Here is a 16,681-nt window from a genome sequence, read left to right as displayed (position 1 = left end):
GGGGCTATTGACATCAACATCAACTAAACATCATAAAACAATCACCAACGCCTTGAGGCACTTGGACCTTTTTGCGAAAGATTTTGGACACTAACCTCGCGAAGCTCTCAGGCGCTGTTGCGAGCTATTCCGAACACGCACATATGGCGAAAGAGTTCGCCTACAAGCCACTATCGAAGAACTTATCCATGACGAAAAACTCCCCCTCAGGCCAGGACGATACCAGCCCAGAGTGAAGAAAAGAAGACCCAAAAAATTCCAACTTATGACCAAACCTAGACACCAAATGGTTGTTTCCCCAAGCAGACGCAAAAAGTGACACAGATCGTTCAGAAAAACGCCTTATCTAAGTGCCATTGGGGTTTGACCCCTTTTGTATTTCCCCCCGTACACTTGGTATAAGTTTGCCATAAACGAAAAAGGCCCACTTTTTCAAGTGGGCCTTAAATGGGTGCAGGGCTAGGATTTGAACCTAGGACCTTCAGGTTATGAGCCCCGATATGGAATGCTGTGACTCAAAGATTTATCGATTATCAAACTTAGATTCCTGTTCTTTATCCTGTATCGTGGACTTGGCCGCTCGGATCAATGATCCACTTGAATGTTGAAAACCTAAATTCTTTTGCTCCTGTCTTTAGGGGAAATCAGAAGATTTTCGTATTTTATATCGCCATCGCGTTAGATCAACTCTTTCCAGAGGCTCAGTCTTCAGGGCTGGGCTTCATTTGTGTCTAGTATAGGGGATTCTTTGGCAAGTAGGTTGGATGAAGAACTTGCAGTGGTTTGCCGATTCGTTAACGAAATCATCTAAAGGGGAGTTGAATAACTCGTCATAGGTTTACCACCCTAAGATTTTGCATGCTTTGATCGAATCGTTAAGCGGTGGCAAGTCGGGATGCCAGTGCTTTTCCCACTCTAAGCTTACGGGGCCGCTGAAACCGGAGCGTTTCAGCTCAGCAAATAAATCAGAGAATGGGAATTCGCCTAGGCCAGGTAGGGTGTAAGTCGGTTTGCTTGAGTCTTTCGTTCGGGTGCTGTCTTTGATGTGTATATGGGATACCCAGGGGCGGATATTCTTCCATGTATGGATTGGATCTTCCAACCCAAACATCCACGTGTGATGTGAGTCCCATAAAATGTGGGCTGGCCGTTTTAGTGCATCCTGAAATTCTATGATTCGCATGCTGGTGGTTAGTATGCTATGTGTTTCCACAATAACATCAACTCTCCAACCATTTTCAGCCCTCTGTTTGCTCCACCAGTCGAAGAAGTCGTTGGCCTTCTCTAGCATTGACGAAGTAATTTTCTCTTTTGTGGGGCGAGCATCAAACACTCGAAGGTACTTCGCACCTAATGCTTCAGCCCAAGGTGCTAATTCAAGGAGTTCCTTCCAGTCCCGAATACCTTGCCCCAAGGCCCTGCAAGATGAATTTAGTGCATTGATTTCAACGGCAAAATGCTCTTTTTCCTGATGAGCTTCCTGAGGACTTCCAAATCGTTTTTGAAGCAATTTCGGCAGGTCTAAACTCGATTCCAAGGTCCTTAATTCAATAGATGGAATTTGGTTTTCAACTGCGATCTCCAACGCCCGATCAAACGATACGCATGGGCAGCCCAGTGTGGAAAAAGAGCGGTGCAAGTTCATTATAGTTATCTCAATCGGGCAGCAGGGGGGATGAAGTGCTAACCGCTTGTTCAATAATATCGAAGACAGTATTATCGAGACTGAGCCCCTTGACATGCTTAAATATAGGATACGGAGGCTCTAAGGAGCCGATAACTGTGAACTTACAATGGCTGAATGAAATGTCCTGAATTATTGCATCCTCGCGCCCAATAACAATTGGGAATAGCTGACTACTGGCTGATATATTCGAAAAGTGAATATCCTTAATATAATCAACCAGGTTTTCCGGGTGTATGATGATCTGGATGGGATTCTCGGCAATTCGGTCTAGGACGACGTTGTTGAAATTGAGATTCCTTACTTGGGTTTTGTTTAGGCTAAAGTCAGTAGGGCTGGAGTGGTCGGGTAATTCGATGGTGAGTCCCTGGCGCGAGTCCGTAATTACCAAATCTGAGAACGTGCAATTCTGGACCATGCCATCATTTCGCCAGGCAATGCGAATGGCATTGTGAATTGAGCTTAGAATACAGCCCTTCACAATCACCCGTTCACAATTTCGGGGCTCTTTGAGGGTGTTCGTGTTCGCTCTGACGATAATACTATCATCACCTGAATGAATGATACAGTTGCTAATGGTGACATCGCTAGAGCAGTTGATGTGGATTCCATCCGCATTCGGATATTGAGGGTTGCAGTACATCTTAACTGCATCGATTGAAACGTATTGGCAGTTGTTAATCCAAGAGCCCCAGCCTCCGGCCATCTCCTTCATTGTGAAATCAGACAGTCGCACGTTGGTGCTACTCATGATAAATATCATGCGAGCGGGAAGGATATCCGTGTTACGAACGAATTTTTTCTTTCCGTTTTCGTCAACGATTTCATCGCAGAATGCGCTTCCATTGCAATCAATAAGTCCCATCCCGGTAATGGAGACATTCATGGCACCACCGATGAAGATCAGGCACCGGTTTGTGGCTCGGGGGGCGAACTTTTCATCCAGCTCGTCGCTGACAAAGTCGGGGTAATCCGCTCCGTCATTACTCGCAGCTAAAGTGCCGTTGGCTTCAATATGGAGTTCAATATTCGAGTAAAGGTGAATAGTGCCGGTTACATAAATTCCGTCGCCTATGCAGACGCGTCCGCCTCCGTAGTCACGGCATGCATTGATAGTCGCTTGGATGGATTCGGTATTAACGGTTTTTTCGTCTCCAATTGCACCGTAGTCGGTAATTCGGAAGTCTTTCATTTTTGTGGATAGTTGAATTATGTAACTAGTTTATAATCAGATATGATTGTTTGTGAGCTTCGGGTGTCACGACTTCCACTCATGGTTTACTTGGATTCGTCAGTGATCCCATTTCGAATCTTCCGAGATGAATCATTTGAATCAAGGGTTTCATTGATCTTCTTTATTCATGCAGATGAAATTTTGACTAAAGGCTCACTGGAGAAAGCCTTACGATTACTTTAGATGATCTCGTATACATTATTACCGACAGAGTGTAGCTCACACTAAGTCGGTAGGCACACGAGAAATTCGATGGGGCAGTCACTGGTAGCTTGAAGACGAACCGGAGAACCGCCAACGGGTAGGAAAAAACGACTGCCGGGACGAAGAGTGAGTTGTCCGTCACCCGCTTCTAGTATGCCTTCACCTTTGGATACTAGGTAAAGAGCCATTCGCTCATATGCCGGAAGTGTCGCTTTGCTCGCTATTAAACGGCGCACATTGAAGCAGTCTGTATGCTGAGGTCCAATGAGCTGTTCGACGATGAGTGCATCTGTTTTTAGAAGAAGCTTAGGACTCAGTCGGCAAAGCTGTTTAATTTCTTCTACGGTACGTTCTGTGTAGTCGAAAACGTCCAGACAAAAGTCTAGTTCACGACGCATGAAGCGCCCTTCCGGTGGTACCACGATTCCCTCGCGCTCAAATTCGCAGCGTACAACCCAGTCCGAGGGCTCCATCACTTCCAATACGAGGGCACCTTCGCCAATGGCGTGTGGTAGTCCGCCCGGCACACGCCAGACTTCTCCAACCTTAAGTGGTATCGGATCAAAGCAGGCGTCCATTGAAGGGATGTCCTGCTCCTCTATGATGCGCCGCCAATCATCGCGAGAGGGCGCGTGCTGGAAGCCCAGCCGAAGGTAAGGGTTCATGCCTTTTCGTATGGCCAAGACGACATAGGTTTCGAATTTTCCGTAGCGGGAGTTCAGCTTCTCCTGTGCAAAGGCTGAGGTTGGGTGAGCCTGAACATGCAGGCGCATGGCTGAATCCAATAGTTTTGCCAGAAAACCTAATTCCAGACCGTAGGTATTCACATGCTCTGCGCCCAAGTAGTGATGTGGAGCGGTCGCCAGCAGATCGCTTAGGCGAACGATTTCGCGATTGGGTAGGCGGACATAGGTAAGCCCTTCATTGTTAACAGCAGGTAATCCGGGATTAACCGCATTGACTGTGGAGGCGATCCAGTCTTCGGGACGCTGGCTATCGCCTTCGGAACCTTCTCCAGTCCACTGTTCCAGTAGCGCACCGCCGCAATAGTTGCGACGCACACGGTTGGGAAGGATTTCAAGAAAGGCTGGCAAGCATATATTCATCGATAAGTTATGTGGCCTTGGTTTTACGAATTTGGTTTCGTTTACGTTTTGGCTTTTCCTTACTGGGACTGGAACAACTTGGATCTGATGACGTGTCCATGTTTGAACCGAAACTTTCATTTCCCACCCATGTACCTTCGAGGAGAATACTCGCTGGTTTGGACGGTATACCCATTTCTCCGCGCCGGATCATTGATACTATTAGGTCAACTGCGGAGGCTGCGATGGACTCCCCGTCCTCGTCAATTCCTGGCCAGTCGTTGGTGGACTCGTTGAGTGTGGTAATCGCGACTTTACAGTTCAACTTTGTGTCGACCTGCATACTTTTCAAAAATTCTGGTATGCGGTAGGGAACCGTCAGCAGGCCATCGGGTTTATTTTGATTGAACCATTCCGTGAAGCTGCGTTGTGAGAAACTGTCTCCGGTGAAAGGGGGAAGTATTGGGAGCTGTGGGTTTTGTGACAGATTGGTCAAGTAACCCGCGAGGTAGTTGTGATCGACACGTGAGTCATGAAATGGCGGAACTGCAAAACCAATGCGCTGACAACCCGCTTCGATCAGTTTCTTCATGCAAAGCATCGCGGCGTGAAACTGGTGGCTGTTGACTACATGGAATCTGGGGGAGCGCAGACTATAGCCAAAACTGACACAAGAAAAGTCATCGAAATCAAAGTCGTCAATACGTTCGATCCCGCGTGGTTGGGGGCAGAGTAAGATGCCTTTTACGCCACGAGCTAGCATGATCTGCCTCAGTCGGGAACCGGATACCTTCTCGCGATCTAAGTCGAAAACTTTGAGCTGGTAGCCATAAGTTTCCGCCTTTTTTGTGGCCCCAGTCAGATATTTCTTGTACGGGCGCAAGTTGGGTGTTTTCTCGGCCGGATTCCGGTTGATCAGGAATGCAATTGTCCCCCTGAAAATCCCATCATGCCCGTGGTGCTTGTAAGTTGCTAGTTGGGACAGAAAGGGATCAGGCTGATAGCCCATTTTTTTTGCAATTGTCTGTATTCGCTCACGCGTTGCTTTGGCTAGGCTCGGACTATTGCTCATTGCCAAAGAGACCGTAGAGGGGTGAACATTCGCTTCTTTCGCGATGTCTTTTTGGGTGTATTTTCGAACAGTTCCCATTTTATCAGCGTATTCCTTTAGCCTAAATAAAGTCAATGTGGATTGGTTTTCATACCATCAGCGGATGAACTGATTAATCAGACTTTTTCGAATGTCGTTTGGCCTTTTTTAACAGTTTTGTTCGATAGCCTGACATTATGAATAACAGACCAGTTAACGCGACGCTACCGCCGACAAAGAGAATACCCATGCGCCCGTCGATGCCCCAGCTGTTTCCCGGTACAAACATAATAAGGCAGATGGCGATTCCTGTTACTAAAGCAAACAATCCCAGTATTCTTTCCTGTGAGGTATCATTAGCAGAACCGATTTCCTTATCAAAGTCCACTGGCGTATTCATTAAGCGGAAGAAGTCATCTACCTGCGCTTTATATTTAGAGGACGCGTATTTCCAAAATGGGATCGTCAAAACAAATATGAGGGCTGCTAGGCCGAGTTTTAGAAGGACCCCCCAGTGCCATTTGTAAGGTTCCGTCATGAAGGAAATATTTTGAAAAGACTCTTTACCGCTAAAATACATGAATAACCCTACGGGCCAGACCATTACCATTGTGAATAGTGCGGACCAACTCGGCACTTTACGAATGAACAAACCTAATAATAGGGGCACTTGAGAGGTCGGAATGAGCAAACCAAGTATGAGCATAAAGCGGAATATGCCTTTGCCTTGTTGCTGAGATAAAAAGAGTGCAATGAGAATGATGGCGGCACCACAAAACAGCGTCCAAACTTGTCCGATGCGCAATTGCCCGCGAGGTCCAGGCATTTCACGTCGACTCAAGCGGAATAGTGGCGGCAAAATATTTTTTACCAAAGTTGCCGCATTGCCATTTAAACCGCTGTCCATGCTGCTCATCGTTGAGGCAAAAATGGCCACGGCAATCAGTCCGGACATTCCTGTAGGCAGTAGGTTTAGGCTTGTGACGGCATAGGAAGCCTCCGGTGGCGAGGCGATATCAATTCCGTCAACCTGGCCAGAGAAGCAGAGACGCGCGATAATCGGAGGGATAAACCAGATGAGAGAACCGAGTGTCATCATCACACAGGCCAACCATGCCGCCTTACTGGCCTCCCGTCCGTCTTTTGCGGCAAAGTAGCGAGGTGCGGCAGAGAGGGAGTTGTAGCTGATGACATGCTCCAGTGTGATGGCGATTGCCCAGTAAATGGAGAAATCGATCATTTGGTCGTTGAACTCGACTGAGTTGATAAAACGAAAGCGTTCGGACAGCCCCTGGGCGTCGATCATCTCAAACATTCCGCTCACGCCGCCAACATGAATCAGGGCGAGTATGGCAACCAGAATTGTTATTGGGATTAGTATCAGACTTTGCAAAAAGTCAGTTGCTTTGACGGCCCAACTACCTCCGATCATCGCGTAAAAAACCACCACAGTTCCGACAATCAAGATGGTTTGCTGAATTTCGAAGCCGAAAATGGCTGAGGTGAAAATCGATAACCCATAAAGGTGCAGGGCGGCGACATAAGAGTAGAATGCGAATCCTGAATAGGCCACGTATTGCTCCGTTAAAGGACCAAAACGTTTACGAACCACTTCGGCGGACGTGGTCATTCTCAATTGACGGTATCGGGGCGCCAGGTAGATGGCATTGAATATGAACCCCAGACTGTTCGATAGGAAAATTATCGTGACGGTCCATCCTGCTTTGTAAGAGACGCCTGCAGCGCCAGTAAAGGTCCAAGCGCTAAAGGTCGTCATAAAGGTACTCATCCCTATTAGCCACCATGTACCCCGACAACCATTACGGAAGTAATCATTCGAATCCTCGTTAAATTTTTTGAAAACTAAGGATACGGTAATAAGCAGGAGTAGGTAGCCTGCGATGACGATGAATTCGACTGTATTTTCCATGCGGGGGGCTTAAATAAAAGGTGCAGAGGAGACGGGTTCTTAGAATAAAATGAATGCTGAAAGCACAATATTTTGGAGATGCGGCAGCAAACAGCCTGAATTTCATGCGCATGAATTCTATGGAAATTGCAGGGGGCATAGGCGTTTGCAAACTCGTAGGCATTGAATATTTCTGATTACAGTCCAGTCGCTGGGGAAACACCAACGAAAGCCCCAATTTTTGCATTAATTCCGGATGAAGTTCTTGAATTCTTTCCCTCTTTCCTGAGGGCACGGATGCAAGCGAGTTTAGAGGAGAGTATCTGGTTGGATCCGGAGGAGGCTAGTCTCGAAGAATTGGAGGCTGCATCGGTCATCGTCGGTGCTTGGCGTTTACGAGATATCCCTCTCGACTTTCTGAAAAATCGTGGAGGCAACCTGGAATACCTGTGTTTGCTGGTTGGATCTCCGAAGCGAGCGATTACTCGAAGACATATTGAGGAAGGCTTGTTGGTTTCCAATTGGGGGAGCGTCTGCAGTCCTATTGTTGCGGAGGGCGCACTTGCACTGATTCTTTCTCGATTACGTGTGATTTGCCGCTATCGGGAAGAGTTAGTTCGGCAAGGTAAGTGGAATAATGTTCGTGCGGATACAGCAACTCTTATTGGTAAGCAGGTAGGGATTCATGGATTTGGAAATGTGGCCCGTTCGCTTATTTCTTTGCTGAAGCCTTTTAATGTTATGATTCGGGTTCATGCACCCGGAGTTCCTGTTGAGTTGATTCGGGCTACTGGTGCAGAGCCTATTGATAACTTGCTTGCCTTGGCAGAGGGGACGGATGTTTTTGTCGAAGCTGAGGCATTGCGGCCGAACAATCATGGTTGCATTGACCGGCATGTGCTTTCACGGCTTCCGGATGGTAGTCTTTTTGTCAATGTCGCTCGTGGGGCACTTGTGAATGAGATGGATTTGATCAAGGTCGCTAAAGAGAAAGACTTGAAGGTTGCTTTGGACGTTTATCAGAAAGAGCCTTTGCAGGCAGATTCACCGCTTTTCTCAATTCCAGATGCGGTTCTCTTACCGCATATGTCGGGGCCTACCAAGGATGCACGTTGGATCTGTGGTGAATTGGCTCTAAAAAATATCAATCTACATTATGCAGGGAAGTTCCCTGAAAATATTATCACACTAGCTGATTTTGACCGGATGACCTAAGTAGAGCTGTCCTCGGCCATATGCATATTCGCTAATGTTCATGATTCAATATAACATAATCACAATGTCCCATCCATTAAAACTCTCCTTTCAAATGTGTTGCCTCTCATTGAGCCTGCTTTTTGTGGGCTGTCAGAAGGAGGCCCATCGGGAGAATGAGGTGAGGGCTCCATCATCAGAAGTTTCTGATGAGCGCTCCTCGGATACTTCAACGATACTATCCCATTCTGTAATCGAACGCGCATTAGAGTTCTCCGCACCTTATTGGGATTTTCGGCCTGCCAAGCGTTCGCATCACCTCAATCATACATTTGGCTTCTACACTCTTTGTTTGGAGGCCTATCTTGAGCAAAAAGAAGGGCGCACACAGGAGTCGTGGCTGATTGAAGCAGTTATTTCGCGTCTACGCCCGGTATTGGTCGGTGGTTCCGAGCCAGAATGCCAAGGTGGATTGGGGGGGTGGTCTCACGGTGCCTTTGCTTGGTCATTAGCTTATATTCGTCATACACATGCGGTATGGGATGCTCTGAGTCCAGAGGAGCAGAAGAAGGCAGAATTGTTAATGGGTGCTCTTGCGGTCGCGGCCTGCTACACCTTGGATGATGACAATGACTATCATGCGCTTTTGGATGGTAGCCGGAACTTCGGTAAAGAGTGGAATCCCAATCATGTTGAAGGTTATGTAGCTGTGGGGATGGCTTCCTCCTATTTCTTCACTGAAGAGATACTTCGGCAGCGATTGAGAGATTTTGATTTTGATTCATACTTAGAGGAACTTAGGGAGGCTGGCTTCACCAATATCGTTGACTGTTGGACTCAGGTCCCGGGTACTCGGCAAGCTCTTATGGAGGGTGGGGAGTATCAAGGAAATGATCCGACTCTTGACTATGGTAACGGTGCTGGGGTGCACGGAAACACTTATACCTATCAGGGTTTTTCATTGGATCAGGCGTGGGCAATTTATCGGAAGCTGGCTTCTCGGATGTATAGTCATACCGCGCGAACTGAAATCCCTGTGACCAACAAGGAGGGACTTTTTACCCACATCCTAGCTAAAGATGGCGATGGGGAATACTTAATCTCTCCGTATGATGGTCAATTTGGAATGTGTTTTGAATTTGATACTCGAAACGCGAAGATAAACGGTACGCGTTTCCGCAGCTCTCTCAGCTATGTGTATGAAGGATGGATGAATAACATGGCCACGGCCGCGGCCATTTGGGCTTTTGACGACTGGGAACCTATCTCCGATGAAGATCGCTCGCTTATGGATGCAATTTACATTGGTAGCGAAGATTTTCTCTATAAGGTCAAGTATGGCTACAGCGGATTCGCCAACGGAGAGGAGAAAGTCGTACGCTCATCCGATTTTGAGGATAAACCACGTGGATGGATCTTTGTTCTGTCATGGTGGCATGAGATTGTTCAGCCACTGGTCGATCCGCGGAGAATTACTCAAAAAATTTAATCAATAACTTCGATCTGGTTCATATTTCATCTGCATGAAATGTGAGCTTCTTGCTGAAGGTATATGAAAATATAATGCTACTACCAATGGAATTTACTTACCCCAATATCATCCATTCTTCGGAGCAAAGGCTGCAGCTTACCTCTACGAGATTGCGCCGGATCGGGTTCTCGCTTATCGAGTTGTTGGCGGTTATTGCCATTGTCGGGATTTTAGCTGCGATTCTGATACCTGCCATTTCTTCGGTACGTAAGCGTGCGAGTTCAGCGGCAAGTGTCACTAATCTGAGGAGTGTTGGAGTCGCCATGCATTTATATATGCAAGAGCACGACAATTATCTGCCTGGTCCGATTAAGAACGGACAATTACCGTACTACGGGACGGCTGCTTATCTGGATTCCCAACTGCCGAATTTTTTATATCCTTATCTGGATGTGCCTAGCGCCACTCAACCGAAGCAAGCATTCTCTGTTTTTACTTTTCCGGGATACTTGGAGCATGATCCAGAGATGAAGGGCCCCGCTTATTTTGCGACGACTAGCGTTGTCATTAATGGGGTGAGAAGGAATCCCTGGGGATATGCCAATAGTGATCCGGCCAAAGCTGGTAGTCCGCTCAGACTTCTTAGCCTTCCGGATATTGATGCAAATTCAGTCATGCTGCTGACAGAGGTTGACCAGCAATACCCGGAGGTGCTGGGCGGGTCTGCAGGTTGGTACACTCTACTGTCGCCCACTCCATATCATGGTCACATCCGCAATCAACTTTTTCTTGATGGCTCGGTGAAAGCTGTCGATGCCCAATAACAAAAAAACCTAGTCCTATGAAGATAAACAAATACCTGTACCTCGTCCCCGCGTTCTGGATTTCTATCCTTACTGCCTCCGCACAAAGTCTCTATTTTAACGATTTCTCGGTGGGGGATTTTAACGATTTTACGTCGGTTAGCCCCTCTGCTGAAAATAGTGATCGTGGTGCGGTCATTATTAATGAGAGCTCGACTCCAGCTAATCCATTTTCAGGAAACGCCATGAATATCTACGACGTTGACAGCGGCGTCGGAGTCTATGTGCAAAATGATTTCACCAGTAGTGCCTCCAGTAACCTGGTTCAATTCATGACCTTTGATGCCGCCCTGTCCACAAATAAGGGTACATCTGATGGGATACTGAGCTTTCGTTTGACCAATGAAGGGATTTCCTCGAGTAGCAAGGGTAACTGCGCCTTTGATATTCAGCTGCGGCAAAATGGTCAGGTCTCTGTTTATGGAGACACCAGCAATGGCTTTAGCAATAGAATTTCGACCGGCGGCACCCAGTTCTCCATCTATACTAACAGCGGTACATCAACGGTTGTTCTTTCCGATATCAACGGCGATGACCTGACACTCAGTGGGAGCCAGTTCGCCCTTTACTCTGGAACCGAACAATTGGGGATTTGGGGTTATTTGACTGATACGATCTTTGACGCTGCCGATGGAATTGGGCGTTTTGGCTTCTTGAGCGCCTCGTCCAATGTGGGGTCGGATGTCATTATCGACAATATCTCTATTTCAGCGATTCCCGAGTCTGCTTCGTCGGCTCTCGTATCAGGTATCGCAGCGATTCTGATGATGATTTTTAATCGTCGTCGCTAACGTCCGGTACGCCTGGATTTTCAGTATCGAGTCATACTTAAATTAAGAAAGGTTCCATCGTGAAGTGGAGGCAAGGGATTACCATAGTTACATTACTAGGTGTGCTGGTAGGTATAACAAAGGCGGAAGTACGTGTGCATTCTACGGAAGCTCTTGAAGCAGCGGTGTCACAAGCTGCCCCGGGAGCTATGATCATCGTAGAGCCCGGGCACTACACCAAGACGCTTCGTTTGGAAGGATACGGAGAGCCAGACCAGCGCATTACCATCCGCGCAGCAGAGCCCAGATCGGTCGTAATGGATGCCGCAGTGATGCTTAGAGGCAAGTGCCTTAGTCTTGAAGGCTTCGACTTTGGAAAGTCCAGTCGTTTGGAATTTACTTCCGGTCAAGGACATCGTCTTTGGCGTTGCCGTTTCGATGCATTGAAAGTCGGACATTAGGTGCGCTTTATGGACGAAGCGACACACTGTGAAGTCGGCTACTGCTCGTTTACCAACGATGATAATTCTGCCGAGACCACCAACCAGCAGCTTATCCAAATGTTGCGCAGCGATTCCACGGGGCCCGACTACCATTACATTCATCATAACTACTTTGCGGATGTAACACCGGGTGCTGACGAAAACGGTTTTGAAACGATACAGCTCTTTCACGGAGCCGAAGGCGGACGTGGCGCATCCCGTACCGTCGTTGAGGCCAATGTTTTCGAGCGTTGCAGTGGGGAGACCGAAATCGTCTCCGTGAAATGCTCTGAGAACATTATTCGTCATAACGTATTTCTGGAATGCCGGGGTGGTTTGGTCGTGCGCAAAGGGAGCGGCAACCTGATTGACGGCAATGTATTTCTCGGCAAGCACGCTGCTGGTACTGGAGGCATCCGTTTTCAAGGTGCCGGTCAGACGGTGATCAACAACTATATGGCTGGGTTGGCCCACAGCGCGATCACCCTGCACAACGGAGATCCGGAGAATTATTATGATCCCGTTACTAGTGCGGTCATTGCTTCCAATACCGTCGTTGATTGCGTCAGGGCGGTTAACATCGGACTGCGCCACCCAAAGCGTGACTCCAGCATCCCTCCTTCAGGTGTAGTGTTTACCAACAACATTCTGGAGACCTCCGGCGCTCCCATTTTCGACCCGGACAGCTCGATGAAGAACTGGACGCTTGAGGGTAATTTGGTTTCTGGCTCTTTCCCTCAATCGGACGTGCCGACTGGAATCCTATTTGAAAACCCTTTGTTGCTTACTTTGTCCTTCGGAATCCGGGTGCCGGAGGAAGGGAGTCCTGCCATCGGTCAGGCTCAAGGAAGCTATCCACAGGTTACCCATGATGTCTTTGGGAGTTCACGCCCGGTCGAGGGCAAGACCATCGGCGCAGTTGAGAAGGTTCTCGACCGCCTGCCCGTGAGCCGGGACACGGTGGGCCCCGAGGCAGCTCCGGATGCTCTATCGATGGCTGGACACGATGGGGGGACACTGTGAGGCCTCAGCCACTCGCCTTATCCGCGGCTCAGCAGAGTTGTGTCGACCGAGTCAAAGCGACGCTTAAGCCTCGGGAACTGCTGTCTCAGTTGTTGCACCCGATCCTATGGGCGCACTGGAATCAGGATACTCCAGAGGACGCATTCCAAAAGGTTGGCGCTCTCCCTTGGGGTGGCGGTTTTTTAGGAATTGCCGATGTAGTCAAAACCAGCCCGCTGTTGCGTGACTTGCAGCAGAGAGCCAAGGTTCCTTTGCTGATTTCCGGAGATCACGAGGGTGGTTGTCGTGCGGTTGGAGCAACGCCTTTTGGGGCTGTGATGAATTTGGCTGCGATTGAGCCGATTGAAGATGCCGAGGATTACGCATATAAGGTTGCCGGAGCGGCAGCTCGACAAGCCAGAGCCATGGGATGCCATTGGAATTTTGGTCCAGTCGTCGACATTAATTTCAATTGGAACAATCCGATTACCAACCATCGGTCCTTTGGCGACCAGCCGGAACGTATTGCGCGTTTGGCCCAAGCATACATACGTGGAATGCAGGACAACGGTATTGCGGCGACAGCCAAGCATTTCCCCGGGGATGGAGTGGATTCACGCGATCAGCACACAGTGACTAGCGTCAACTCCCTGCCATTGGCAGAGTGGAGAGAGACATTTGGAAAGACCTTTCAAGCTGCCATTGATGCGGGCGTGACCAGTATCATGACTGGCTGGATTGCCCTGCTACATGGGTCAGGTTGTCACTCCAAAACAGGACTGAGATTACCCGCTGTCATTGATCCCGCTGTGCAAATTCAATTGCTTCGTGAAGAAATGGGTTTTCAAGGCTTGGTCATCACGGATGCTTTCCGCATGGGGGGCTTGCAAGCGGTTTACCCGAATGAAGGCGAAATGGCGGTGGATGCTCTCCGCGCGGGAGCGGATATGCTTTTATTTATCCGTGGTGGGGTCGACTCTACTGTGGATGCTATTGAACAGGCACTGAATGATGGAGAGCTTGATGAGGCTGCCATTCATGCGTCCGTCGACCGTGTGTTGGCTTTGAAAGCCCGGCAAGGCCTTCTGTCGGATGCGATGCCGTTGCCGGACGAGGAGAGCTTTAAGCAACAGACGCAGCAGGCGGATACCATTTCTTTATCCGATGCAATTGGTGAGCGGAGTTTGACCCTTGTTCGTGACTGGGAGGAACGGTATCCTTTGTGCCTACCTGAGGGCGAACATATACTCTTGGTCGAACTGGGGGCGGACCATCTTGGAAGATCAGGCATCAATGTTGGGGAAAACGACGATAAAACACTGGTGTTGCAAATCATAAGCCGTGAGCTTAGGCAGGCGGGCTATGTGGTGGATTCTGCCCGGAACTCTTCAGAGGTTCCGGATGATTTAAGTCGATACTCCGCTGTCTTTTATGTCTCCAACATTAGTCCCCGTCCCAACACCGGATACGTAAGATTGTCGTCTCGATCTTATGCCTGCATCAATTGGGAGGCCATTAAGGGCAAGCAGCCCACCTATTTTGTTTCGTTTGGAAACCCTTATATGATTCGGGAAATAGGCGTCATAGATAACTATGTCTGTGCTTATTCGCGTCAGCCGAATGTCGTGACGGCCTATACGAAAGCCTTGCTCGGAAAGATTCCGTTCCGGGGAAAATGCCCAGTTGATTTGAAGTTATGGTAGTTCCAATGAAAAAAAGACTCGTCATTCTTTTGCTGAGCCTGAGCAGTTGTGCCTGGGCGGCTGATATTAAAATCAGCGTGGATCGTGAGGACGGCATTTATTCCCTGGGTGAAGATGCCGTCTGGCAGATTGAAACCGTTCATTTGGATGAAGGTGATCAGGCGCCTCAATCGGCGAAATATCAATTGCTTTCGAATGGTCTACAGAAGCTGGATGAGGGCACACTTGAATTTTCGGGGGGGCATGCCTCCTATTCAGCGACACGCGATGATCCAGGGACGTTGTTGCTGGTTGTTGAGGCGGCAGGGGTAGAGAAAGCCTATGGTGGTGCTGCTTTTGATCCTTCCGAGTTGAGCCCCGCGATACCTCGTCCCGAGGACTTTGAGCAATTCTGGGCGAAGAAGCGTGCATTGGCGGACACAATTCCGCTGAACCCTGTTCTGACTGAAGAGGCCTCACCCGTTCAAGGTGTCCAGCTTTGGCAGCTTACCGTCGATAACATTAACGAATCACATGTGCGAGGCCAACTTGCACGCCCCGATTCGACGGAAAAGAAGCTTCCTGCCTTGCTCATTGTTCAGTGGGCTGGTGTCTATCCATTGAAGAAAAGCTGGTCGACTAATGCCGCTGAGGATGGATGGTTGGTCCTCAATATTCAGGCGCATGATATTCCCTTGTATGAATCCCAGACCTTCTATGATGAACTGAAATCCGGACCGTTGAATCGCTATAATGCGATAGGGAATGATGACCGTGAAACGAGCTATTTCCTACGCATGTATCTGGGATGCTATCAGGCGGTTCGGTATCTGACCAGCCGTCCGGATTGGGACGGAAAGACGCTTGTTGTTCGTGGATCCAGTCAGGGGGGCATGCAGGCACTGGTCACTGCGGCGCTGTGTAATGAAGTCGTTACTGCAGCCATAGCTAAAGTTCCTGCTGGTTCTGACCAGAGTGGCCCTCTGGTTGGCCGTAAGCCAAGTTGGCCCGGCTCATTCTACAAAACGACCGGTAAGGATGAGGAAAAGGTGCATAAGACCTCTGCGTATTTTGATGTTATCAATTTCTGTCCGGATATTTTATGCCCGACCTTAATTGGTATGGGGCTCGCTGATACGACATGTCCTGCCCCCGGTATTTTTATTGCGGCCAATGAGATGCCCGGCCCAGTCGAATTGATCACGATGCCTTCAGCCGGACACAAATCCACGAGGTTAAATCCACATGCTTGGTTTAGCCGCGAAGAGCGCGTTTGGCTGGAAAAGCTAGGGAATGGAGAGGTCCCTCTCGCAGATATTGATGAATAATGACTAGTAGCTTTATTTATGGTCATTTTAGGTTGGCCAAGAAATTGAACTACTTCAGTAGTAGCAGAGGCATCTTTCAAGTGTTCTGTAATTTTTAACCAAATGGGTAAATGCGTCTAGCAGGAATTCTCTTGAACTGTTATTACTCGGCTAATCAAATAGGTGATAGGCCTGCATATTGGACCGCAGGATGACGGAAGAAGGATTTTACGAGATGTTTTCTGATCCCGAGCAGGAACATTTTCACCTTCACGGTTGCATCGAGTTCGACTTTGTCGGTGAGCCTTTCTTCTGCGGTCACGGTCTGCTTCAAGTAGTTGTTCAGGTATTCGTCCGGGTTGAGCTCGGGGCTGTAGGCTGGAAGGAATACGAGTTCGATGCGATGGGTGTTTTGCTCCAACCACTCCTTGACGGGCTTGCTGTGGTGGACCCGCAGGTTATCGACGATCAGGATGATCTTACGCTTCCTGAACTTAACCAGTTGCCGGAGGAACTTCAGGAAGGTCTCGGAGTTGATCGCCTCCTTCAGCGGCATCCACTGCATTTTTCCTTGGTTGTTGATGGCGCTGATGAGGCTCGAATGGAAACGTTTGGCCGATTGGCGTACGACTGGAGTGACTCCTTTGGGCGAGAAGCTTCTTCGAAAATGGCATTCCGGCTTGATGGCCGTTTCGTCGCCCCAC

General features: G+C 48.7%; 12 protein-coding genes and 1 pseudogene. 7 read left to right on the top strand and 6 right to left on the bottom strand.

From position 1 onward, the window contains the following. Positions 1–838 precede the first annotated feature (838 nt). The 5 genes from H5P30_RS00450 to H5P30_RS00430 form a co-directional block, all read right to left on the bottom strand. Positions 839–1,645 carry a sugar phosphate isomerase/epimerase family protein gene (locus H5P30_RS00450; protein WP_185691002.1) on the bottom strand — a complete coding sequence of 269 codons (807 nt, stop codon included), beginning with the start codon at positions 1,643–1,645 and terminating at the stop codon, positions 839–841. Between the two features lie 10 nt (positions 1,646–1,655). Continuing rightward, positions 1,656–2,876, bottom strand: a complete 1,221-nt coding sequence (locus H5P30_RS00445) for a glycoside hydrolase family 28 protein (RefSeq protein WP_185691001.1) — start codon at positions 2,874–2,876, stop codon at positions 1,656–1,658. A gap of 266 nt (positions 2,877–3,142) precedes the next feature. Then, entirely contained in the window at positions 3,143–4,228 is a 1,086-nt protein-coding gene (locus H5P30_RS00440) for a class I mannose-6-phosphate isomerase (RefSeq protein ID WP_185691000.1), read from the bottom strand. Positions 4,229–4,235: 7 nt separating this feature from the next. Next, positions 4,236–5,357 carry a LacI family DNA-binding transcriptional regulator gene (locus tag H5P30_RS00435; RefSeq protein ID WP_185690999.1) on the bottom strand — a complete coding sequence of 374 codons (1,122 nt, stop codon included), beginning with the start codon at positions 5,355–5,357 and terminating at the stop codon, positions 4,236–4,238. 73 nt (positions 5,358–5,430) lie between these two features. Then, positions 5,431–7,227 (bottom strand): sodium:solute symporter family transporter, encoded by a 1,797-nt coding sequence (locus H5P30_RS00430; protein WP_185690998.1) that lies wholly within the window; start codon positions 7,225–7,227, stop codon positions 5,431–5,433. A gap of 162 nt (positions 7,228–7,389) precedes the next feature. On the opposite strand from H5P30_RS00430, the gene H5P30_RS00425 reads away from it, so the two are divergent. From H5P30_RS00425 to H5P30_RS00390, 7 genes and pseudogenes are all read left to right on the top strand, one after another. Continuing rightward, positions 7,390–8,421: an NAD(P)-dependent oxidoreductase gene (locus H5P30_RS00425; protein WP_185690997.1), complete on the top strand. Its 1,032-nt coding sequence runs from the start codon at positions 7,390–7,392 to the stop codon at positions 8,419–8,421. A gap of 64 nt (positions 8,422–8,485) precedes the next feature. Beyond that, complete coding sequence (locus H5P30_RS00420; protein WP_185690996.1) at positions 8,486–9,889, top strand: hypothetical protein; 1,404 nt, start codon at positions 8,486–8,488, stop codon at positions 9,887–9,889. Between the two features lie 86 nt (positions 9,890–9,975). Next, positions 9,976–10,695, top strand: a complete 720-nt coding sequence (locus tag H5P30_RS00415) for a type II secretion system protein (RefSeq protein ID WP_185690995.1) — start codon at positions 9,976–9,978, stop codon at positions 10,693–10,695. A 17-nt stretch (positions 10,696–10,712) separates the two neighbouring features. Continuing rightward, a complete protein-coding gene (locus tag H5P30_RS00410; RefSeq protein WP_185690994.1) occupies positions 10,713–11,525 on the top strand; it encodes a hypothetical protein in 813 nt (270 codons plus the stop codon). A gap of 59 nt (positions 11,526–11,584) precedes the next feature. Continuing rightward, positions 11,585–13,009, top strand: a pseudogene (locus tag H5P30_RS00400) (polysaccharide lyase 6 family protein). Between the two features lie 92 nt (positions 13,010–13,101). After that, positions 13,102–14,691, top strand: coding sequence for a glycoside hydrolase family 3 protein (locus H5P30_RS00395; RefSeq protein WP_185690991.1), 1,590 nt, complete (start codon positions 13,102–13,104; stop codon positions 14,689–14,691). Positions 14,692–14,696: 5 nt separating this feature from the next. Continuing rightward, entirely contained in the window at positions 14,697–15,998 is a 1,302-nt protein-coding gene (locus H5P30_RS00390; RefSeq protein ID WP_185690990.1) for an acetylxylan esterase, read from the top strand. Between the two features lie 154 nt (positions 15,999–16,152). On the opposite strand, the gene H5P30_RS00385 is transcribed toward H5P30_RS00390, so the two are convergent. Further along, positions 16,153–16,681 (bottom strand): IS630 family transposase (locus H5P30_RS00385; protein WP_185690989.1); only part of this gene is annotated, 529 nt, incomplete at its 5' end.

Origin of the sequence: Puniceicoccus vermicola (assembly GCF_014230055.1) — a bacterium.
Classification (GTDB): Bacteria; Verrucomicrobiota; Verrucomicrobiia; order Opitutales; family Puniceicoccaceae; genus Puniceicoccus; species Puniceicoccus vermicola.
Note: the sequence above shows the minus strand (reverse complement) of the source record. Positions and strands in the feature narration are given on the sequence as shown.

What these genes read in the sequence shown, in the direction of transcription:
- H5P30_RS00415 (WP_185690995.1), top strand. Translation starts at nt 9,976, where the DNA reads ATGGAATTTACTTACCCCAATATCATCCATTCTTCGGAGCAAAGGCTG.
- H5P30_RS00410 (WP_185690994.1), top strand. Translation starts at nt 10,713, where the DNA reads ATGAAGATAAACAAATACCTGTACCTCGTCCCCGCGTTCTGGATTTCT.
- H5P30_RS00445 (WP_185691001.1), bottom strand. Translation starts at nt 2,876, where the DNA reads ATGAAAGACTTCCGAATTACCGACTACGGTGCAATTGGAGACGAAAAA.
- H5P30_RS00420 (WP_185690996.1), top strand. Translation starts at nt 8,486, where the DNA reads ATGTCCCATCCATTAAAACTCTCCTTTCAAATGTGTTGCCTCTCATTG.
- H5P30_RS00440 (WP_185691000.1), bottom strand. Translation starts at nt 4,228, where the DNA reads ATGAATATATGCTTGCCAGCCTTTCTTGAAATCCTTCCCAACCGTGTG.
- H5P30_RS00430 (WP_185690998.1), bottom strand. Translation starts at nt 7,227, where the DNA reads ATGGAAAATACAGTCGAATTCATCGTCATCGCAGGCTACCTACTCCTG.
- H5P30_RS00450 (WP_185691002.1), bottom strand. Translation starts at nt 1,645, where the DNA reads ATGAACTTGCACCGCTCTTTTTCCACACTGGGCTGCCCATGCGTATCG.
- H5P30_RS00390 (WP_185690990.1), top strand. Translation starts at nt 14,697, where the DNA reads ATGAAAAAAAGACTCGTCATTCTTTTGCTGAGCCTGAGCAGTTGTGCC.
- H5P30_RS00435 (WP_185690999.1), bottom strand. Translation starts at nt 5,357, where the DNA reads ATGGGAACTGTTCGAAAATACACCCAAAAAGACATCGCGAAAGAAGCG.